Source organism: Streptomyces sp. NPDC058198 (assembly GCF_042882605.1).
Taxonomy (GTDB): Bacteria; Actinomycetota; Actinomycetes; order Streptomycetales; family Streptomycetaceae; genus Streptomyces.
In genome coordinates, this window is the sequence record NZ_JBHVVP010000006.1 from 393726 (window position 1) to 414603 (window position 20878).

At 71.5% G+C, this 20878-nt stretch carries 19 protein-coding genes and 1 riboswitch; of the genes, 15 read left to right on the forward strand and 4 right to left on the reverse strand.

Going from position 1 to position 20878, the window contains the following annotated elements; genetic code table 11:
* The first annotated feature begins 37 nt into the window (after positions 1-37).
* The 3 genes from ACFVWW_RS23010 (at position 38) to ACFVWW_RS23020 (ending at position 3522) form a co-directional block, all read left to right on the forward strand.
* On the forward strand, positions 38-646 hold the full coding sequence (locus tag ACFVWW_RS23010) for a TetR/AcrR family transcriptional regulator (protein ID WP_384330253.1): 609 nt from the start codon (positions 38-40) through the stop codon (positions 644-646).
* Positions 647-891: 245 nt separating this feature from the next.
* Positions 892-1689: a carbon-nitrogen hydrolase family protein gene (locus ACFVWW_RS23015; RefSeq protein ID WP_386878800.1), complete on the forward strand. Its 798-nt coding sequence runs from the start codon at positions 892-894 to the stop codon at positions 1687-1689.
* 126 nt (positions 1690-1815) lie between these two features.
* Positions 1816-3522, forward strand: coding sequence for a flavin monoamine oxidase family protein (locus tag ACFVWW_RS23020; protein ID WP_384188682.1), 1707 nt, complete (start codon positions 1816-1818; stop codon positions 3520-3522).
* 118 nt (positions 3523-3640) lie between these two features.
* Here the strand turns inward: ACFVWW_RS23020 and ACFVWW_RS23025 are convergent, their stop codons facing one another.
* Positions 3641-4570, reverse strand: a complete 930-nt coding sequence (locus ACFVWW_RS23025) for an LLM class F420-dependent oxidoreductase (RefSeq protein WP_384188684.1) — start codon at positions 4568-4570, stop codon at positions 3641-3643.
* 172 nt (positions 4571-4742) lie between these two features.
* On the opposite strand from ACFVWW_RS23025, the gene ACFVWW_RS23030 reads away from it, so the two are divergent.
* A complete protein-coding gene (locus tag ACFVWW_RS23030) occupies positions 4743-6041 on the forward strand; it encodes an alginate lyase family protein (RefSeq protein WP_384188686.1) in 1299 nt (432 codons plus the stop codon).
* Positions 6042-6062: 21 nt separating this feature from the next.
* Here the strand turns inward: ACFVWW_RS23030 and ACFVWW_RS23035 are convergent, their stop codons facing one another.
* Entirely contained in the window at positions 6063-7277 is a 1215-nt protein-coding gene (locus ACFVWW_RS23035; protein WP_386878801.1) for an MFS transporter, read from the reverse strand.
* Between the two features lie 137 nt (positions 7278-7414).
* On the opposite strand from ACFVWW_RS23035, the gene ACFVWW_RS23040 reads away from it, so the two are divergent.
* From ACFVWW_RS23040 to ACFVWW_RS23090, 11 genes are all read left to right on the forward strand, one after another.
* Positions 7415-8629: an ROK family transcriptional regulator gene (locus ACFVWW_RS23040; RefSeq protein WP_384188690.1), complete on the forward strand. Its 1215-nt coding sequence runs from the start codon at positions 7415-7417 to the stop codon at positions 8627-8629.
* Positions 8630-8756: 127 nt separating this feature from the next.
* Positions 8757-8887, forward strand: a riboswitch (FMN riboswitch).
* A gap of 181 nt (positions 8888-9068) precedes the next feature.
* Positions 9069-10193, forward strand: coding sequence for a bifunctional diaminohydroxyphosphoribosylaminopyrimidine deaminase/5-amino-6-(5-phosphoribosylamino)uracil reductase RibD (gene ribD / locus ACFVWW_RS23045; RefSeq protein WP_386878836.1), 1125 nt, complete (start codon positions 9069-9071; stop codon positions 10191-10193).
* Entirely contained in the window at positions 10194-10802 is a 609-nt protein-coding gene (locus ACFVWW_RS23050; RefSeq protein ID WP_384188692.1) for a riboflavin synthase, read from the forward strand. It abuts the gene before it with no gap.
* Positions 10799-11449: a nicotinamide riboside transporter PnuC gene (locus ACFVWW_RS23055; protein WP_386878802.1), complete on the forward strand. Its 651-nt coding sequence runs from the start codon at positions 10799-10801 to the stop codon at positions 11447-11449. Before ACFVWW_RS23050 ends, ACFVWW_RS23055 begins: the two co-directional genes overlap by 4 nt.
* Entirely contained in the window at positions 11446-12789 is a 1344-nt protein-coding gene (locus ACFVWW_RS23060; protein ID WP_386878803.1) for a bifunctional 3,4-dihydroxy-2-butanone-4-phosphate synthase/GTP cyclohydrolase II, read from the forward strand. Before ACFVWW_RS23055 ends, ACFVWW_RS23060 begins: the two co-directional genes overlap by 4 nt.
* Positions 12790-12867: 78 nt before the next feature.
* Entirely contained in the window at positions 12868-13353 is a 486-nt protein-coding gene (gene ribH / locus ACFVWW_RS23065; RefSeq protein WP_384188697.1) for a 6,7-dimethyl-8-ribityllumazine synthase, read from the forward strand.
* Positions 13354-13387: 34 nt separating this feature from the next.
* Complete coding sequence (locus ACFVWW_RS23070) at positions 13388-13660, forward strand: phosphoribosyl-ATP diphosphatase (RefSeq protein WP_365649386.1); 273 nt, start codon at positions 13388-13390, stop codon at positions 13658-13660.
* 65 nt (positions 13661-13725) lie between these two features.
* Complete coding sequence (hisG, locus tag ACFVWW_RS23075; RefSeq protein ID WP_384330273.1) at positions 13726-14574, forward strand: ATP phosphoribosyltransferase; 849 nt, start codon at positions 13726-13728, stop codon at positions 14572-14574.
* Between the two features lie 26 nt (positions 14575-14600).
* A complete protein-coding gene (locus tag ACFVWW_RS23080; RefSeq protein WP_384188701.1) occupies positions 14601-15065 on the forward strand; it encodes a PH domain-containing protein in 465 nt (154 codons plus the stop codon).
* Positions 15066-15276: 211 nt separating this feature from the next.
* A complete protein-coding gene (locus tag ACFVWW_RS23085; RefSeq protein ID WP_386878804.1) occupies positions 15277-16710 on the forward strand; it encodes a hemolysin family protein in 1434 nt (477 codons plus the stop codon).
* Positions 16707-17807, forward strand: a complete 1101-nt coding sequence (locus tag ACFVWW_RS23090) for a hemolysin family protein (RefSeq protein WP_384188704.1) — start codon at positions 16707-16709, stop codon at positions 17805-17807. The genes ACFVWW_RS23085 and ACFVWW_RS23090 overlap by 4 nt, the downstream gene beginning before the upstream one ends.
* 39 nt (positions 17808-17846) lie before the next feature.
* Here the strand turns inward: ACFVWW_RS23090 and ACFVWW_RS23095 are convergent, their stop codons facing one another.
* A complete protein-coding gene (locus tag ACFVWW_RS23095; protein WP_386878805.1) occupies positions 17847-19751 on the reverse strand; it encodes an AAA family ATPase in 1905 nt (634 codons plus the stop codon).
* A 362-nt stretch (positions 19752-20113) separates the two neighbouring features.
* Positions 20114-20737, reverse strand: coding sequence for a uridine kinase (locus ACFVWW_RS23100; RefSeq protein ID WP_386878837.1), 624 nt, complete (start codon positions 20735-20737; stop codon positions 20114-20116).
* Between the last annotated feature and the right edge of the window lie 141 nt (positions 20738-20878).

Here is a 20878-nt window from a genome sequence, read left to right on the forward strand (position 1 = left end):
TAGAGTGGACCGAACAGTCCAGTGAGGGGAGCGGGTCGTGTCACGTGCTCTGACGCCCAAGGGGCAGGCCACGCGGGAGCGGATCGTCGTCGGGGCCGCCCAGGTCCTGCGGGAGGCGGGGCTCACCGCCACGCTGGACGACATCCGGGAGCGGACGGGTACGAGCAAGAGCCAGCTGTTCCACTACTTCCCGGAGGGCAAGGATCAGCTGTTGCTGGCGGTCGCCCAGTACGAGGCGGACCGGGTCCTGGACGATCAGCAGCCGTATCTGGGGTGTCTGGACACGTGGGAGGCGTGGCACCGATGGCGGGACGTGGTTGTCCGGCGGTACACGGAACAGGGAGACACCTGTCCGCTCGGGTCGCTGCTCCAGCAGGTCGGCCGTACCTCCCCGGGAACCCGGGCCATCGTCAGCGCGCTGATGCGGGAGTGGCAGGACCATCTCGCCGGCGGAATCCGGGCTCTGCAGAGCAATGGGCGGCTGCCTCATTCGTTCGATGTGGACAGGACGGCCGCCGCGTTGCTGGCCGGTGTGCAGGGCGGGGTGGCGATCCTGCTCTCGACGGGGAGCACCACACATCTGGAAGCCGCTCTCGACTGGGGGATCGCGCGGCTCGAGGAGGCCGCGGAGTCAGCGGCCGGGTGAGAAGCGCCGCCGGCCGCCGCCACCGGTATCGGCCCCGCCGGGCCGTACCAGCCCTCCGCCAGGGGGTCGAAAACACCCTCCTGACCAGGGGAGACGCCCCCGCGCAATAAATCGCCGGTCGCGCGGCCGATCGCGCAACGGATCGATGGTCGGAACGCAACGGTCGCGTCTTGCCCGGGCCGACGGCCGGACCGTACCGTCATTGCGTCCCCCCGGAACCCCCTTCGCACCGTCCGAGGTCAGCCATGCCGCCGTTGCGCACCGCCCTGCTCCAGAGCTCCGGCCGACCCGGTTCGGTCGCCGGGAATCTCAAGGTGCTCGACGAGGCGGCGGGCGACGCGGCGGCCGCCGGCGCCGGGCTGCTGGTCTGCCCCGAGATGTTCCTGACCGGGTACGCCATCGGCGACGACATGCCCCGGCTGGCCGAGCCCGCCGACGGCCCCTCGGCCGGGGCCGTCGCCGAGATCGCCGTACGCCATGGACTCGCGGTGCTGTACGGCTACCCCGAGCGCGACGGCGAGCGGATCTTCAACGCCGCACAGCTCATCGGTCCCGGGGGCGCGCGGCTGGCGAACTACCGCAAGACCCATCTCTTCGGCGGCTTCGAGCGTGAGTGGTTCACGTCGGGGGAGCAGCCCGTCGTCCAGGCCGAACTGGCCGGGCTGCGGCTGGGCATCATGATCTGTTACGACGTCGAATTCCCGGAGAACGTCCGGGGCCATGCCCTGGCCGGCACCGATCTGCTGCTGGTGCCCACCGCCCAGATGCATCCGTTCCAGTTCGTCGCCGAGTCGCTGGTGCCGGTGCGGGCCTTCGAGAGCCAGATGTACGTCGCGTACGTGAACAGGACCGGCCAGGAGGGCGACTTCGAGTTCGTCGGGCTGAGCTGTCTCGCCGGCCCCGACGGCGCCACCCGGGCACGGGCCGGACGCGGTGAGGAACTGCTCCTCGGCGAGGTCGACCGCGAACTCCTGAACGCTTCCCGGGCGGCCAATCCGTATCTGCGGGACCGCCGCCCCGGCCTGTACACCTCCCTCGTCTGAGCCGCCCGCACCGCCCGCACTGCCCGTACCGCCCGCACCGCCCGAGCCGAGCCGCCCGAGCCCGCCCAGCCGTCCCAGCGCCTGCCCGTGTCCTTCTCCGCCTCCGTGCAAGGAGTCCCGTACCCCATGACGTCCACGCTGCCCACCGCCGTCCAGCACACCGACGCGCAGCCGCCGATCACCATGTTCGGGCCGGACTTCCCCTACGCGTACGACGACTTCCTCGCGCACCCCGCCGGGCTCGGCCAGATCCCCGCGACCGAGCACGGCGCCGAGGTCGCCGTCATCGGTGGCGGGCTCTCCGGCATCATCGCGGCGTACGAGCTGATGAAGATGGGCCTGAAGCCTGTCGTGTACGAGGCCGACAAGATCGGCGGACGGCTCCGCACCGTCGGGTTCCAGGGCTGCGACCCCGAGCTGACCGCCGAGATGGGCGCGATGCGCTTCCCGCCCTCGTCGACCGCGCTCCAGCACTACATCGATCTGGTGGGCCTGCGGACCCGCCCGTTCCCCAATCCGCTGGCCGCCGGAACCCCGTCGACCGTGGTCGACCTCAAGGGCCGGTCCCACTACGCCGAGACCATCGGCGATCTGCCGCAGGTCTACCGCGACGTGATGGACGCCTGGAACACCTGTCTGGAGGAGGGCGCGGACTTCTCCGACATGAACCAGGCCCTGCGCGAGCGCGATGTCCCGCGGATCCGGGAGATCTGGGCGCGGCTGGTCGAGAAGCTCGACAACCAGACCTTCTACGGTTTCCTCTGCGACTCCCCGGCCTTCAAGTCCTTCCGGCACCGGGAGATCTTCGGCCAGGTCGGCTTCGGCACCGGTGGCTGGGACACCGACTTCCCCAACTCCATCCTGGAGATCCTGCGGGTCGTCTACACCGAGGCCGACGACCACCACCGCTCCATCGACGGGGGCAGCCAGCAACTGCCGCTGCGGCTGTGGCAGCGCGAGCCGCGGAAGATCACACACTGGCCCGCCGGGACCTCGCTGTCCTCGCTGCACGGCGGCGAGCCGCGGCCCGCGGTGACCAGACTGCACCGCACGGCGGGCAACCGGATCACCGTCACGGACTCCTCGGGCCATATCCGTACCTACCGCGCGGCGATCTTCACCGCCCAGTCCTGGCTGCTGCTCGCCAAGATCGCCTGCGACGACTCGCTCTTTCCGATCGACCACTGGACTGCGATGGAGCGCACCCACTACATGGAGTCCTCCAAGCTGTTCGTCCCGGTCGACCGGCCGTTCTGGCTGGACGAGGCCGTCGACGACACCGGGCGCCCCACCGGGCGTGACGTGATGTCGATGACGCTCACCGACCGGATGACGCGCGGCACGTATCTGCTGGACAACGGCCCCGACAAGCCGGCCGTCATCTGCCTCTCGTACACCTGGTGCGACGACAGCCTCAAATGGCTGCCGCTGTCCGCCGAGGAGAGGATGGAGGTCATGCTCAACTCGCTGCGCGAGATCTATCCCAAGGTCGACATCCGCCGTCACATCATCGGCAGCCCCGTGACCGTCTCCTGGGAGAACGAGCCGTACTTCATGGGCGCGTTCAAGGCCAATCTGCCGGGTCACTACCGCTACCAGCGGCGGCTGTTCACGCACTTCATGCAGGACCGGCTGCCCGCGGACAAGCGGGGGATCTTCCTGGCGGGGGACGACATCTCCTGGACGGCGGGCTGGGCCGAGGGCGCCGTTCAGACCGCGCTCAACGCGGTGTGGGGTGTGATGCACCACTTCGGCGGCGCCACGGACGCCACGAACCCCGGGCCGGGTGACCTGTACGACGACATCGCGCCCGTCGAACTGCCCGAGGACTGACGGGGATCCGGGATCGGCCGGGCCGGCCGCCGTCGGGCGGCGAGCTCCGGCGCGATCACCGTACGGTCAGTGGCCGGCGGGCGGCCGGACCCCGGTCAGACGCCGGCCGGATCCCCGGTCAGACGCCGGCCGCGCGCGCCGCCGCGTACACCTCCGCCGCCACATCGCTCAGCTCCGCGGCGTCCCGCGTCGAGTTCTGGAGGTCCAGCAGGATTTCCGGTACGCCCACCTCGGCGTGCGCCGCCAGATCCTCCACGATCTGCGCCACGCTGCCCTGGAAGGGGTGGCGGTCCTTGCCCTCGAACGGCTTCGCGCTGTACTGCGCGTTGGCGCGGGCGCAGGCGTCGATCGGCCGCTCCCGGCCGCGCTCGGCGGCCACGTCCCGTACCCGCTGCCACTGTTCTGCCAGCTGCGCGACGCCCATGGCCACGGGCATCCAGCCGTCCGCACGGTCCACCAGCCGGCGGGTGGCGCGCGGGCTGTTCGCGGGCAGATAGACCGGGATGGGCCGGACCGGCTTCGGCCCGACCTCGGACGGCGCGATGGTGGTCAGTTCACCCTCGTACGAGACGGGGTCGGGGCCCCAGACGGCCGCGCACACGTCCAGCAGCTCGTCCAGGACCGCGCCGCGCTTCTCGAACGGCGCGACGGAGGCGGCTGCGAACTCGTCCAGCGACCACCCCGTACCGATCCCCGCGACCACCCGGCCGCCGCTCGCGACATCCAGCGAGGCGAGCGAACGGGCCAGCTGGAACGGCATATGCAGCGGTGCGACCAGGACGCTCGTGCCGAGCCGTGGCCGCTCGGTGGCCGCGGCCGCCAGCGCGAGCGTCACCAGCGGTTCGGCGACCGAGCGGTAGTGGTCGGGCCAGGGCAGCCCCGGGATGTTGTACAGCCCCTGGGTGGCGGGCTCGGGGAAGAGAACGCGCTCGAAAACCCACAGACTCTCGTAGCCGGCCTCCTCCGCGGCCCGCGCCACGGTCGCCACATCGCGGCCGATGTCGTACTGCTTCGTCTGCGGAAGACCGAGACCGAGCTTGACCGGCATACGTGTACTCCTTCGTGCGGACGCTGAAGGTAATCACCGTATGGCAGAAGGTTATTGATTCCTCGAACTGACATCCCGGCCGCGCCTGACCCATTGTCAGTGTTATCCGCCGCCCCTACGCTCGCACGGTCTCGTTCATGAACTTCGTTCATATACATGATGGGAGTGCTTGATGAACGGAAGCCCCCGACGGCGTCTGGGCGCCCTGATCGCCGCCGCTGTCACCGTCGCCGCCGTCCTCGTCCCGACCGTGTCCTCCGCCGCGGGGCCGCACCGCGGCCACCCTCATGGAGCGCCCGTGGCTCCCGCGACCCCGGTGATCGACGGCGACCGGATGCGGGAGGCCCGTACCGCCCTCGACGAGGGCGACCCCGCCCTCCGCGCGGCGGTCGATTCCCTGACCGCGAAGGCGGACTCCTGGCTCGGCCAGGGCCCCTGGACCGTCACCGACAAGCCCCGGCCGGCACCCAGCGGGGATCCGCACGACTATCTGAGCCAGGCTCCGTACTGGTGGCCCTCCCAGCCGAAGACCACCGAGAACCCGTGGGGCTGTCCGTACGTCCAGCGCGACGGGGAGCGCAATCCCGAGGTCGACACCGGCACCGACCGCCCCGACATCGGCAAGGTCTTCAACTCCACCACCACCCTCAGCCTGGCCTGGTACTACACGGGCAAGAAGGAGTACGCCGAACACGCCGCGGAGATTCTGCGCACCTGGTTCGTCGACCCCGCGACCCGGATGAACCCGAACCTGAACCACGGGCAGTTCATTCCCTGCAAGTACGACGGCCGGGCCATCGGCATCATCGACTTCTCGCAGCAGTACACCAGCGTCCTCGACGCCCTCGCGGTCCTGGACACCGGAGCGCCGGGCTGGACCGCGAGCGACCGTGCCGGAATGCGGGCGTGGAACGAGGACTTCCTGGACTGGCTGGTCACTTCCCCCTTCGGCAAGGAGGAGTCGGCGGCTCAGAACAACCACGGCACCTTCATGGACATGCAGGTCGCGGGACTCGCGCTGGCCACCGGGGACAAGGACCTCGCGCGCACGGTGGTCCGCGCCGCGCGTACGAAGCGGATCGACGCCCAGATCGCGGCCGACGGCACCCAGCCGCAGGAGCTGGCCCGCACCCGCAGCTGGCACTACTCGACCTTCGACCTGGTCGCCTACACCCGCCTCGCCGCGATCGGCGAGCAGGTCGGCGTGGACCTCTGGGCGCATCGAGGGCCGCAGGGCCAGAGCCTGTTCAAGGCGGTCGGCTATCTGCTGCCCGCCGCGACCGGGGCTGCCCCCTGGCCGCATCCGGAGCTGGAGTTCTACCGCTACGCCGCGAGCGACATCGTGCACGCGGCGGCCGACGCCGGTGATCCGAACGCCCGCGCGGCCGTCCCGCGCCTCCAGGCACCGCCCGGCGGTGACCTCTGGGCCCTGCGGCCCGCCGCCGAACAGCTCGACTCGATAGCGGGCTGAGGCCGCCGGGGGCCGGCCGGTTCAGATCCGTGGACCGGGGGCTGTCGCGTCCGGGACGACGGCCTCGGCCGGCCGCCGGTCGCCGGTGCGCAGCACCCCGGCCCCCACCACCAGACCGCAGGCGAGCAGTGTCACCAGGCCGAAGGACACCACCAGTGAGGTCGCGTCGGCGACCGCGCCGATCGCCGAGGGGGCGATCAGGCCCGAGGTGTAGGTGATGGTCGCCACGCCCGCGATGGCCTGGCTGGGGTTCGGCCCGCTGCGGCCCGCCGCCGCGAAGGCGAGCGGTACGACCACGGCCACGCCGAGCCCGAGCAGCGCGAACCCGCCCATGGCGATCACCGGGTGAGGCGCCGTCACCACGAGCACGCCGCCCGCCGCCGCCAGCACACCGCCCGTCCGTACGGTCCGTACGGCGCCGAACCGGTCGACCACCTTGTCGCCCGCGAGCCGGGCGACGGCCATGGTGAGCGCGAAGGCCGTGGTCGACGCCGCGGCGACACCGGGCGAGGTGTCCAGGATGTCCCTGAGGTAGACCGCGGACCAGTCGAGGCTGGCGCCCTCCGCGAAGACCGCGCAGAACCCGACGGCCCCGATGAGCAGCGCGGACTTCGGCGGCAGCGCGAACCGCGGCGGCGGGTCCTCGTCGGGGGCGCTGCGCAGGTCCAGTACGCCCTGGCAGGCGAGCAGGCCCAGCACGGTGAGGACGGCGGCCGCCAGCAGATGGTGCAGCCGCGCGTCAGTGCCCAGATGCGCGGCTAGAGTGCCGGCGGCGGATCCGATCAGCGCGCCCGTGCTCCACATGCCGTGCAGGCTGGACATGATCGACTTGTTGAGACGGTTCTCGACCTCGACCCCGAGGGCGTTCATCGCCACATCCGACATGCCCGAGGTCGCGCCGTACACGAACAGGGTGACGCACAGGGTGACGAGATTCGGCGCCAGGGCCGGCAGGGTCAGCGAGAGGGTCCACAGGGCGAGCAGTCCGCGCAGCGCGTTGCGGGCGCCGAAGCGATGACTGACCGCGCCGGCCAGCGGCATCGCGACCGAGGCGCCGATCGCGGGGAAGGCGAGCGCCAGCCCGAGCTGTCCCGCGCTGATCCCGGTGTGGTCCTGGATCCAGGGGATACGGGTGGCGAAGCTGCCGGTGACCGCGCCGTGCACACAGAAGACGGTGGCCACGGCGAACCTCGCACGCCGCAACCTCTGTTTGTCGAAGACCGCTTCAGCCGACATCCCGCCTCTTCCTCCCCTGAGAGGTGGCCGTACCCCGGCACACCGTGGACACGCCGGTCCACGGCGCTGGAGTAAATTATCAGGAACCCTGCCTGATAAATAGAGAGTTTCCCGACGCGATCTGGAAGGATCCCGGCATGGCCGCATCCCCGAGCACCGCCCGGGCCATCAACGACCGGCTCGCCCTGCGACTGCTCCAGCAGGAAGGCCCGTTGACGGCAGGACAGCTGAAGACGCTGACCGGACTCTCCCGCCCCACCGTCGCCGATCTGGTGGAACGGCTGCAGGACTCAGGGCTGGTGCAGGTCGTCGGAGAGACCGGCGACCGGCGACGCGGCCCCAACGCCCGGCTGTACGGGATCATCGCGGACCGGGCCCATCTGGCGGCCCTCGACGTACGGACCCACAGCGTCTCCGTCGTCGTCGCGGATCTGCTGGGCGCCACGCTCGCCGAGGCCGTCCTGCCCATCGGCAGCGACACCGCCACGGAAGCCGCCGTGGAACGCGCGGCGGCCCTGCTGGAACGGACGGCCCGTGAGGCCGGCGCGGTGCGGCTGCACAGCGTGGGCATCGGCGCCCCCGGCCTGGTGGACCCGGTCACCGGCGAACTCCGCGACACCAGCGGACTGCCCGCCTGGCACCGGCGGCTCGTCGCCGCGCTCCAGGAACGGCTGCCCGCCACCGTCCTGGTGGAGAACGAGACCAACCTCGCGGCCCTCGCGGAACAGCGCCTCGGCGCGGCCCGCGGCCAGGACACCTTCGTCCTGCTCTGGCTCGGCCACGGCGTGGGCGCGGCCGTCGTGCTCGACGGCAAGCTCCGCCGGGGCGCCTCCGGCGGCGCGGGCGAGATCGGTTTCCTGCCCGTGCCGGGCACCTCGCGGCTGCCCTCGGCGCTCGCCTGCGACGGGGGCTTCCACAGCCTCGCGGGCTCGGCCGCCATCTGCGAACTCGCCGAGCAGTACGGCGTCTCGGCCGTCGCGGCGCCGCAGGAACCGCCGTCCGCCGCGCTCGTGCGCGCCGCCGTCGAAGCGGTGACGAAGGGCGAGGCGGGTGCGAAAGGCGACGACGACAAGGACAGCGATGCCTTTCTCGACGCCCTCGCCGACCGGCTCACCATCGCCGCGGCGGCGGTCAGCGCGGTTCTCGACCCCGGCCGGGTCGTGCTGGCCGGCGAGGTGGGCCACGCGGGCGGCGAGACGCTGGCCGCCCGCGTCGAGGAGCGGCTGGCCGCGATGTCTCCGCTGCGTACGGAGGTCAGAGCCGGAGCCCTCGGCGGCGCGGGCGTCCTGCGGGGCGCCCTGCTGACCGCGCGCGACGCCGCCCAGGACGAGCTGTTCGCCCCCGGAATATGACCGGCCGGGGCACGCGCCGTACCGCGTGAAGTGCCGGCCGCCCCCGCGACGCCGCCTGTGAGCCAGGCCACAGTAGCCACCCATATGGCCGACGATCAGGCGTGGCACACTGGTCGAGTACCAGTAGCAGCGCACTCCGGGGTCGGTGTAATTCCGAACCGGCGGTTACAGTCCGCGACCCGTCCGCAGCCAGCGGCCGGTTGACCAGGTGAAATTCCTGGACCGACGGTGAAAGTCCGGATGGGAGGCAGTGCGCGGCGGGCCGTCATGGGTACGCCGCCGTCGATGGGTCGTTTTCGGACGAGCCAGTTCCTCGGCCTCGGCGTCCTGATGTGCGTTCCGCTTCTCTGTCGTCATCGACAGGCCCCGGAGTCCGTGCCCGAAGAGGCAGGAGGACCCGGTGGCCACCGAAGCCGAAGCCGTGGCTGACACCGACGCCATGCGCCGGGCCGTTGTGCTCGCCGCTCGCGGGCTCGGCTCCACCCGCCCCAATCCGGTCGTCGGATGCGTGATCCTCGACGCCTCGGGACAGCTCGCCGGTGAGGGATTCCACCAGCGGGCCGGCGGCCCGCACGCCGAGATCCACGCCCTGCGCGCCGCCGGCGCGCGGGCCCGCGGCGGCACGGCGTACGTCACCCTCGAACCCTGCGATCACACCGGCCGCACAGGCCCCTGCTCCCAGGCGCTCGTCGACGCCGGTGTCGCGCGGGTCAGTTACGCCGTCGCCGACCCGACCCCGCAGGCCACCGGCGGCGCCGGCACCCTGCGCGCGGCCGGCGTCACGGTCGAGCAGGGACTTCTCGCGGAGGAGGCCGAGGCGGGCAATATCGCCTGGCTCACCTCCGTACGGCGCGGCCGCCCCCATGTCGTGTGGAAGTACGCGGCCACCCTCGACGGCCGGATCGCCGCCGCCGACTCCACCAGCCGCTGGATCACCTCGCCCGAGGCCCGCGCCGATGTCCACCGGCTGCGCGCCGAGGCCGACGCGGTCGTGGTCGGCTCGGGGACCGCCCGCAGCGACGATCCGCATCTCGCGGTGCGCGGCATCAAGGGCGCCGTCCAGCCGCTGCGCGTCGTCGTGGACACCGAGGCCACCGCCGTACGGCCCGGCGCCCGGATCCTGGACGACGCCGCGCCCACTCTGATCGCGGTCGCCGAGGACGCCGACGCGAGTCATCTGCCCGAGGTCGTACGGCTGCCCCGCGCCGCTCACGGGCTGGACATCCCCGCCCTACTGGCCGCCCTGCACGAGCGCGGTGTCCGCTCCGTCCTGCTGGAAGGCGGTCCGGCGCTGGCCGGCTCCTTCGTCGCCGCGGGCGCCGTCGACCTGGTCGTCGGCTATCTCGCGCCGGTCCTGCTCGGCGCAGGACCCACGGCCCTCGCCGACGCCGGAATCACCACCATCGCCGAGGCGTTGCGCCTGCGGATGACGGAGAGCGTCCGGATCGGCACCGATCTGCGGATCACCGCCGTCCCCCTCCCCGCCGCCGCCGATCCCGCCGCCGACCCCGCCACCGCCGACCACGGCACCGTCCGTCCCGTCACCGCCACAAAGGAGCACTGAGTGTTCACCGGAATCGTCGAAGAACTGGGTGAGGTCACCGCCGTCGAAAACCTCGGCGACTCCTCCCGCTTCCGTCTGCGCGGACCCGTCGTCACCGAGAACGCCAAGCACGGCGACTCGATCGCCGTCAACGGGGTCTGTCTCACGGTCGTGGACTTCGGGGACGGCGAGTTCACCGCCGATGTGATGGCGGAAACGCTCAACCGCTCCAGCCTCGGCGCGCTGGAGACCGGCTCCCGGGTCAACCTGGAGCGGCCCATGGCCGTCGGCGGCCGCCTCGGCGGACACATCGTCCAGGGACATGTGGACGGCACCGGCGCCATCGTCGAGCGCACGCCCTCCGAGCACTGGGAGATCGTCAAGATCTCCCTGCCCGCCGCGCTGACCCGCTATGTCGTCGAGAAGGGTTCGATCACCGTGGACGGCGTCAGCCTCACGGTCGTCGACGCGGGGCCCGACTACTTCACCATCAGCCTCATCCCCACCACCCTCGCGCTGACCACCCTCGGCATCAAGGGCCCCGGCGACCCGGTCAACCTGGAAGTCGACGTCATCGCCAAGTACGTCGAGCGGCTGCTCGGCGCCCGATCCGAGGAGCCCGCCCGGTGAGCGCCCTGTCCTGGCTGAACGGCGAGGCCTTCACGGCCTTCGGTCAGCACATCCTGTGGTCCGACATGATCGGCAACACCATCGGTCTGGTCGCCCTCGCGCTCGGCTGGCGGCGCTCGATCCTGACCTGGCCCGCCCAGTTCCTGTCCGGGGTCATCCTGGTCGGTGCCTACGCCTCCGCCCAGCTCAGCGGCGGAGTCGGCAAGCAGCTGCTGGTCATAGGAGTGGCGCTGTGGGGCTGGCGCCAGTGGCAGCGCGGCAGGCAGCGGGCCCAGGACGGCTCGATCGCCGTACGCTTCGCCACCTGGCGCGAGCGCGGAGTGCTCCTCGGCGGTACCGCCCTGGGCACCCTCGCCGTCGGCTCTCTGTTCGTCGCCGTCCCCGAACTGTCCTGGAACCCCTGGCCCGACGCGTACATCTTCGTCGGCACGCTCGCCGCGATGGTCGCCCAGGCCCGCGGTCTCGTCGAGTTCTGGTTCGCCTGGCTGCTCGTCGACATCGTCGGCGTACCGCTCGCGTTCAGCAGTGGGCTCGCCTTCTCCGGCTTCGTGTACGTGATCTACCTCGTCCTCGTTCTGTGGGGGCTGCGCGACTGGTGGCTGCGTACCCGCGCCGCCGCCATGCCTTTGGAAGGAGCAGCAGCATGACCTCCCGCCCCGCGCCCACCACCGCCCTGAACGAGGCGCTCCGCGCCGACCCCTCGACCTTCACCTGGTACTCCGCCGACCGGGTCGAGGGACTCGGCCTCGACCCCGTCGAGCAGGCCATCCGTGACATCGCCGCCGGCCGGCCGGTCGTGGTCGTCGACGACGAGGACCGTGAGAACGAGGGCGATCTCGTCGTCGCGGCCGAGAAGGCCACCCCCGAGATCGTCGCCTTCATGATGAGCGAATGCCGCGGGCTGATCTGCGCCCCGATGGAGAGCGCGGAGCTGGAGCGGCTCGAACTCCCGCAGATGGTCGACCACAACACCGAGTCGATGCGCACCGCCTTCACGGTCTCCGTCGACGCGTCCCCCGCCCATGGCGTCACCACCGGTATCTCCGCCGCGGACCGGGCCACCACGCTCCAGCTGCTCGCCGGCGGCGTCGCGCAGCCCGGCGACTTCGTCAGGCCGGGCCATGTCTTCCCGCTGCGCGCCCAGCCCGGCGGGGTGCTCGTACGCAACGGGCACACCGAGGCCGCCGTCGACCTGGCGCGGCTGGCCGGACTGCGCCCGGCCGGCGCGATCGTGGAGATCGCCGGCGAGGACGGCGTGATGCTGCGGCTGCCCGAGCTGATCCCGTTCGCCCGCAAGCACGGCCTGACGATCATCTCCATCGAGGATCTGATCGCCTACCGCCGCCGCTCGGAGCCGACGGTCCGCCGCGAGGCGGAGGTACGGCTCCCCACCACCTTCGGCGAGTTCACGGCGTACGGCTACCGCTCCACGGTCGACGGCGTCGAACATGTCGCCTTCGTCCACGGCGACATCGGTGACGGCGAGGACCTGCTGGTCCGGATCCACTCCGAATGCCTCACCGGCGACATCTTCAACTCGCTGCGCTGCGACTGCGGCCCCCAGCTCCAGGCATCCCTGGAGCGCATCATCGAGGAGGGCCGCGGCATCGTCGTCTATCTGCGCGGCCACGAGGGCCGCGGCATCGGACTGCTGTCCAAGCTGCGGGCGTACGAGCTCCAGGAGCGCGGCCGCGACACCCTCGACGCCAATCTGGAACTCGGCCTGCCCGCCGACGCCCGCGACTACGCGGCGGGCGCGCAGATCCTGCACGACCTCGGCGTACACGGTCTGCGGCTGATGACCAACAACCCCGACAAGGTCACCGCGCTCGTCCGGCACGGGCTACGGGTCACCGAACGCGAGCCGATGCCGGTCGAGGCGGGCGAGCACAACCTCGGCTATCTGCGCACCAAGCGGGACCGGATGGGACACGACCTGCCCTGGCTCGACCCCGCCGTCGCCCCGTCCGCCTGCGGCAACCAGTAAGAGCAACCAGTAAGAGCCGTCAGCACCATCCGTAAGCATCATCCGTACGGCCGACAAGAACCAGCTTCGAGGAGAGACGTGAGCGGCAAGGGCGCACCCGAACTGAGTGTGAAGAACTGCGGAGACCTCCGGGTCGCCGTGATCGCGGCGCAGTGGCACGAGAAAATCATGGACGGCCTCGTCGACGGCGCCCTGCGCGCCCTGCACGACCTCGGCATCGACGAGCCGACCCTGCTGCGCGTCCCCGGCAGCTTCGAGCTCCCGGTGGTCGCCAAGGTGCTGGCAGGCCGCGGCTATGACGCGGTCGTCGCCCTCGGCGTCGTCATCCGGGGCGGTACCCCGCACTTCGAGTACGTGTGCCAGGGCGTCACCCAGGGCCTCACCAAGGTCTCGGTCGACACCGGAGTGCCGATCGGCTTCGGCGTGCTGACCTGCGACACCGAGCAGCAGGCCCTGGACCGGGCCGGTCTGGAAGGCTCGTACGAGGACAAGGGCCACGAGGCGGTCACCGCCGCCGTCGCCACCGCGGCCACCCTGCGCACCATCGCCGAACCCTGGCGCTGACCGCCCCGCCCCGCCGCGTAAAGTGAGCCTCACCATGTCCAAGAAGACGTTCGAGGAGCTCTTCGCCGAGCTCCAGCAGAAGGCCGCCCACGGCGACCCCGCCACCTCCCGCACCGCCGAGCTGGTGGACAAGGGCGTCCATGCCATCGGCAAGAAGGTCGTCGAAGAGGCGGCCGAGGTGTGGATGGCCGCCGAGTACGAAGGCAAGGAAGCCGCCGCCGAGGAGATCTCCCAGCTCCTCTACCACGTCCAGGTGATGATGGTCGCGCGCGGAATCTCCCTCGACGACGTGTACGCCCATCTCTGAGCCCCACCGCTCCGCACCGCCATCGGCACGCACCACCACCCCTACGCACAAAGGAATCCGACCTCATGCTGCGCATCGCCGTCCCCAACAAGGGTTCACTCTCAGGACCTGCGTCGGCGATGCTCCATGAGGCCGGCTACCAGCAGCGCAAGGAGTCCAAGGAACTCGTCCTGGTCGACCCGGACAACGAGGTCGAGTTCTTCTACCTCCGCCCCCGCGACATCGCGATCTATGTGAGCTCGGGCCGGCTCGACATCGGCATCACCGGTCGCGATCTGCTCCAGGACTCCGGCGCCAGCGCGGAGGAGATCCTGCCGCTCGGCTTCGCCCGCTCCACCTTCCGCTACGCCACCAAGCCGGGCACCGCCGGCGGTGTCGCGGACTTCACCGGCATGACCGTCGCCACCTCGTACGAGGGCATCGTCGCCAAGCACCTCGCGGACCACGGGGTCGACGCCTCCGTGGTCCACCTGGACGGCGCGGTCGAGACCGCCATCGAACTGGGCGTCGCCCAGGTCATCGCCGATGTGGTGGAGACCGGGACCTCGCTGCGCAACGCGGGCCTCGAAGTGATCGGCGAGCCGATCATGACCTCCGAGGCGGTCGTCATCCGCCGCACGGGCGCCGCGGCCGACGAGCCGAAGGTGCAGCAGTTCCTGCGCCGGCTCCAGGGCGTCCTTGTCGCCCGTGCGTACGTGATGATGGACTACGACTGCCGCGCCGAGCACCTGGAGCGGGCCGTCGGCCTCACCCCCGGCCTGGAGTCGCCGACCATCTCCCCGCTGCACAACGAGGGCTGGGTCGCCGTCCGCGCGATGGTCCCGGCCAGGGAAGCGCAGCGGATCATGGACGATCTCTACGAGCTGGGCGCCCGCGCCATCCTCACCACGGCCATTCACGCCTGCCGGCTCTGACACGACCCCTGGAAGACCGAGAACTCATGTCCGTCCCCCCGCCCCCGCCCGGACCGCCCGTGCTTCCTGTCACCTTCCGGCCGACCCGTACCCGGGCCGTCCTGCTGAGCGTCGGCACGGTCATGTTCGCCGTCATCACGGCCATCGGCCTGCTGCTGGAACAGCTGAGCGCGGGGGAGCGGATGAGCTTCATCGTCACGGCCCTGCTGTTCTTCGGCGTCCTGGCCCTGCTCAGCCGGCCCAAGGTCGTCGCCGACGATGCCGGTGTGACAATCATCAACCTCACCCGTACGCGCCGACTGGAATGGGCCGAGATCCTGCGGGTCAATCTGCGTCCCGGCGACCCCTGGGTCTTCCTCGACCTCAGCGACGGAAGCAGCCTGCCCGTGCTGGGCATTCAGCCCGGTATCGCCAAGGAACACGCCATCCGGGACGCCCGCGCGCTGCGCGCGCTGACCGAGGCCCGGGGCACCGGCGCGGACAACGGCTGAGAGCCGGGCTCTCAGCCTCGGCCCGTACGCCACTGCCCTCTCGCGCCCCGTCTTGATTACTCTGGTGGCGGAGGCGCCGAGTGCGCCCCCGCCCCGCATCCGACGGCCGCGACCGGCCCGTGGGGCACCTGCGACCCGAGGAGTGACTCCCTCCAGCAATGGACGGATCGTCCGGTAGTACCTGCGCCGCCCCCTTCGAAGAGGCGGCGGCATGACCATCCCCCTTCTGCTGCTCGCCGCAGCGTTCCTTCTGATCCTCGCCAACGGCTTCTTCGTGGCGGCCGAGTTCGGCCTTGTCACCGTGGACCGTCCTGACGCCGAGCGCGCCGCCGCCGCGGGTGACCGCCGCGCCCGCACCGTCGTCAGGTCACTGCGGGAACTCTCCTTCCAGCTCTCCGGCACCCAGCTGGGCATCACCATCACCTCGCTCGTCGTGGGCATGCTCGCCGAGCCCGCGCTCGCCCAGCTGCTGGACGGGCCGATCTCCGCGACCGGGCTGCCCGAAGGGGCCGTGTCCGGGGTCGCGGTGGTGATCGGAATGCTGCTCGCCGCCGCCGTCCAGATGGTGATCGGCGAACTCGTCCCCAAGAACTGGGCGGTCTCGCGGCCGCTCCAGGTGGCACGGTTCGTCGCGGGCCCGCAGCATCTCTTCTCCACCGTGTTCCGGCCGGTGATCTCCCTGCTCAACACCGTCGCCAACCGTCTCGTCCGGATGCTGGGCGTGGAGCCGACGGACGAACTCGCCTCGGCCCGCACCCCCGGCGAACTCGTCTCCCTGGCCCGTCACTCGGCCCAGGCGGGCACCCTCGAACAGGACACCGCCGATCTGTTCGTCCGGACCCTCTCCCTCGGCCGGCTCACCGCGCAGCACGTCATGACCCCCCGCGTGAAGGTGAGCGCCCTGCAGTCCGACGCGACCGCGGCGGACGTCCTCAACCTCACCCGGGCCACCGGACTGTCCCGCTTCCCGGTCTACCGGGAGCGCATCGACGAGGTCGTGGGCATGGTGCACCTCAAGGACGCGCTCGCGGTGCCCGTACGGGAACGGCTGCGCACCCCGGCCGGACGGATCGCCGTCCCGGCGCTGCTGGTGCCCGAGACCCTGCCCGTGCAGCAGCTGCTGGAGCGGCTCCGCAGTGAGCAGCCCATAGCCGTCGTGGTCGACGAGTACGGCGGTACGGCCGGGGTCGTCACCCTGGAGGACATCATCGAGGAGCTGGTCGGCGAGGTCCTCGACGAGCACGACGCCGAGGGCGACGCGCGGCCGGAGCTGGCCCCCGTCGCACCCGAGGACGGCAGGCCGGCCTGGGAGGCCGAGGGCAGCTGCCGGGTCCTCACCCTGCGGCGGATCGGCCTCGAAGTGCCCGACGGGCCTTACGAGACCCTGGCGGGCCTGGTCGCCGATCTGCTGGGACGTATCCCGGCCCCCGGCGACAAGGCCGAGCTGCCCGGCTGGCGGCTCTCCGTGCGCCAGGTGGACCGCTACCGGGCCGAACGGGTCCGGCTGGTGCGTATCGCCGAGGTCGCGGGTCAGCACGCCGACATACCGGCCTGCGTACCGGCCGACGCCCTGGCAGGCGCCCCGGCCGATGCCCTGGCAGGCGCTCCGGCCGGCGCCCCGGCGATGGCGGAGGGCACCCGATGAGCGCCCTGCAACTCGTCTTCGCTCTCCTCCTGGTCCTGGCCAACGGCTTCTTCGTCGGGGCCGAGTTCGCCCTCGTCTCCGTACGCCGCAGCCAGATCGAGCCGCACGCCGCACGCGGCTCGGCGCGGGCCCGGCAGGCGCTGCACGGGCTGGAGAATCTGCCGCAGATGATGGCGGCGGCGCAGTTCGGCATCACCATCTGCTCCCTGACGCTCGGCGCGGTCGCCGAGCCGACGGTGGCGCATCTGCTGGAGCCCGTCTTCCACGCGGCCCATATGCCCGAGGGCCTGATCCATCCGCTGGGCTATGTCATCGCCCTGGCACTGGTCGTCTTCCTGCATCTGGTCATCGGCGAGATGGTCCCCAAGAACCTCGCCATGGCCGCCCCGGAGAAGACCGCGCTCTGGCTCAGCCCCGGCCTGGTCGGCTTCGCCCGGCTGTGCCGTCCGGTGACCGCCGCGCTCGGCGCCTGCGCCCGGCTGGTGCTGCGGGCCTTCCGCGTCGAGCCCAAGGACGAGGTGGAGGCGGTCTTCACCAGCGAGCAGCTCAACCGGCTCGTCGAGGACTCGGGCCAGGCCGGACTGCTCGAACCGGAAGCGCAGGAACGGCTGGAGGACGCGTTGGAACTGGGCAGCCGCCCGGTCACCGACGTGCTGCTCACCCGCGCCTCCCTCATCACGGTGACCCCGGCCGTCACCCCGCGCGAGATCGAGGAGCTGACGGTACGCACCGGCTACTCCCGCTTCCCGGTGTGCGCGGAGGGCGGCGGCGCCTTCATGGGCTTTCTCCATGTCAAGGACGTCCTCGATCTGGAGGCCGGGGAGCGGGCCGTCCCGCAGCACGTCTGGCGGCCGATGGCGACCCTGCGGGCGGAACTGCCGCTCGACGACGCGCTCACCGTGATGCGCCGCGCCGCCACGCATCTCGCCCAGGTCGCGGACGCGTCCGGGCGGGTGCTCGGCCTGGTGGCGCTGGAGGACGTACTGGAAATGCTGGTCGGTGAGGTACGGGATCCGTCCCACAGGACCAGTGCGCCGAAGGCGGCCCTCGTCGGTGAGCAGCGCGCCGACCAGGCCGGTCAGGTCCTGGCGCGCTGAGTCCTGCCGTGCGGTGAAGCACCCAGGACCCGGCGGGGTTCACTGCCCCGTCGGGTCCTGGGGGCCGCGGTTCACCGGACCGCGTCCCGAGAGCACCTCGCCGTACGCCTGCATCAGGTCGGGCAGCCGCAGCGTGGCCAGATCGTCGCGGGTGGGCGTACCGATGTACCCGGAGAGCCGCAGATCGCGGTACGCGCAGCTCTTCTCGTACAGCGTGCGGACGAAGCGTCCGTTGCCCAGCTCGTCGAGCCACCCCTGATCGACGACATGCCCGCTGATCGAGCGCAGCTCGTCCACCGCTTCCTCGTCCCAGACATCGCCGTTCTCCGCGGCGAGTACGCCGCCGATGGCGGTCAGTTCGAGCGGCCGGTAGCTGGGGAAGTCGACGCGGCTGGTGAAGCGGGAGGAGAGGCCGGGATTGGTGGCGAGCAGCCGGTCCATGCCTTCCGGGTAGCCGGCCAGGATGACCACGAGATGGTCGCGGTTGTCCTCGGCGCGCTTGAGCAGCACCTGAAGGGCCTCGTCGCCGTAGGCGTCGCCCTTGCTGTATCCGGAGTTGGAGAGGCTGTACGCCTCGTCGACGAAGAGCACCCCGCCGATCGCCGAGTCGATCAGCTCATTCGCCTTGACGGCGGTCTGGCCGAGGAACTCGCCCACCAGATCGGCCCGCTGGGCCTCCACCAGATGGTCGCCGCCGAGCAGTCCGAGGGCGTAGAAGATCCGGCCGAGAATACGGGCGACGGTCGTCTTGCCGGTGCCGGAGGGGCCCGAGAAGACAAAGTGACGTTTCGGCGGCTGGACGGGCAGGCCCTCGCCGGCCCGCAGCCGGGCCATGTTCAGCTGCGCGGAGACCGCCCTGACCTGCCGTTTCACCGGCTCCAGGCCGACCATCCGCTCCAGCTCGGCCAGGGCCTGCGCGAGCAGGGCGGGATCGGTCGGGCCCTCGGGGAAGCGCGGCGGTGCGGGCTGGGCGGGAGCCGGGACCTTCTCGCGCACGTCGTCGCGCGCGGCGGCCGGGACACCGCCGGCCGGCTGGGGCCCCGTCTCACCGCCGAGCAGTCGGTCGGACGCGGGCGGGCCCTCCACCTCACCCCGTGTCTCCACGGTGTCCACCGCGTCCTGGCCGAAGCCGGCCAGCGCGACCGAGGCGAGGCCCACCGGATCGTCCGGTCCCTCGTACCCGTCGGAGTCGGTGATCGCGGCGAGCCGGGCCGCGGTGTCCATGAACGCCGGATCGAGCCGGTGCACGGCCCGGTAGAGCGGTAAGGCGGCCGCGCTGCGGCCCTTGCCCTCATGGGCGCGCGCCAGCCAGTACCGCAGCTCCTTGCGCTGCGGCTGCTCGCTGCGGCAGCGCATCAGAGCGGTGGACAGCAGCGGCTCCGCCTGTCCGTACATCTCCAGCCTGACGCGGCCCATGCCGCCGAAGAGTCCCGCCTCGATGCCCAGCAGCGGATCGTCCACGAGCGGCTCGGTGTGCCGGACCAACTGGTCCCAGTCCTTGACCAGATAGGCGCGGCAGGCGTGCAGGAAGCGCACCTGCGGATCGGCGTCCACGGGCGGCAGGCCCGCGAGCGCCCGGTCCAGCTCGGGCACATGCCGGCCGTCGAGCCAGTGCGAGGCGTGGGCGAGCAGCAGGTCCCGCCCGCTCTCCAGCACCGGCTGGACCCACCAGCCGAGCCAGTACCAGGAGTTCAGCGTGCGGCGGTGGCGGGAGCGCTGTTCGCCGAACCGGTCGCGGTGGCGGTACATGTGCAGCAGGGCGGTGGTGGTGTCGACGCGCAGCGCGTGCAGCCCGAGCCAGCCGTCGGCCATCCCGGGATCGAGCCGTACGGCAGCCTTGAACTCCTCCTCCGCCTGGGGATAGGCGCCCATCGTGTAGGCGTCCACGCCGCGCACCCAGGCGAGATCGGCCGGGGCTTGTGTGCCCTGCGTGCCGGTGTCCATGAGGTCCCCCACAAACCGTGCCCCCGTGATGTCCCGCCGGGCGGGCGCCCGTCGGCAGTGTGCTGAACCACCTTGTCGCGGACGGGAATTGACCGCACCGAGGGGCATCGTACCTGCGCGGAGAGTGCGCGACTAAGGGCACCGCACAGCGGCCGCGGCGGTGACCCACGGTGAGCGGAGGAGGGGGTCGCGGGGGCGCGGGAGGGGGCGAAGAGGGCAGAACGAAGCCCCCGATCACGGGGGAACAACCGGGGGCTTCGCGTCCGCGGCGGCTCCGAAAAGCCGCACAATGAGAACGTAAGACCTGTCCCGCTCCCCGGTCAAGCCGAGCCGGAGCACTCACGGTGCCGATTTCCGACTGTTCAGTATGGTGGCGGAATTCGATCACCGTGGGTGAGGGTGCGGTTCGGCCGTGCTGTCGCACGGGGCCCCGGGCGCACCACGTACCCCTCCCGTCCCTCACGTACCAGAGCATCGGCGAAGGGGCGGGACGGGTCCGCCGCGAAATGGCGGATCTCCGCCGGTGTCCAGCCGTCCCAGAAAGCGGACTGCGCGGGGCCGTCCCGCCGGCGTCCCCGCTCCCAGGACTCCGCCGCGCCCCGGTCCATCCAGAGCAGCCGGGCGAGAGACGGCCGCAGCGCCCGCCGCCCGGCCCCCACGCCTTCGATGATCACGGCGGGCGCCGGGTCCAGGGAGCGCGGCGCGGTGAAGCGCCGCAGTGTCCAGTCGTACGGCGCGTAGTGCGCGGTACGGCCCCGCGAGAGCGGTTCGAGCACCTGCGCGGCCAGCCGCTCCGTCCACGCGAAGAGCTCCTCGTGCGTCGCCATGTCGTCGAGACGCAGCACGGGCGCGCCGTCCAGCGCCGCCGCGAGCCGCGCCGCGAAGGTGCTCTTGCCGGAGCCCGCGTGGCCGTCGACGGCGATCAGCCGGACGGGGCCGCAGGAGGGCGGCAGGGCGCGCAGCCGCGCCACCACGGCGTCATCGATGGCGCGGTCAGGGGGCCCCACGGCTTCGGTCGGCTCTTCCACCCGGCCCACCCTACGAGTCGCCCGCGCGCGTGTCGGCCGCGGTCCGCCGTACCACCGCAGGTCACGCCACTGGTAGAGACCAATATTGTTCGGCCGACG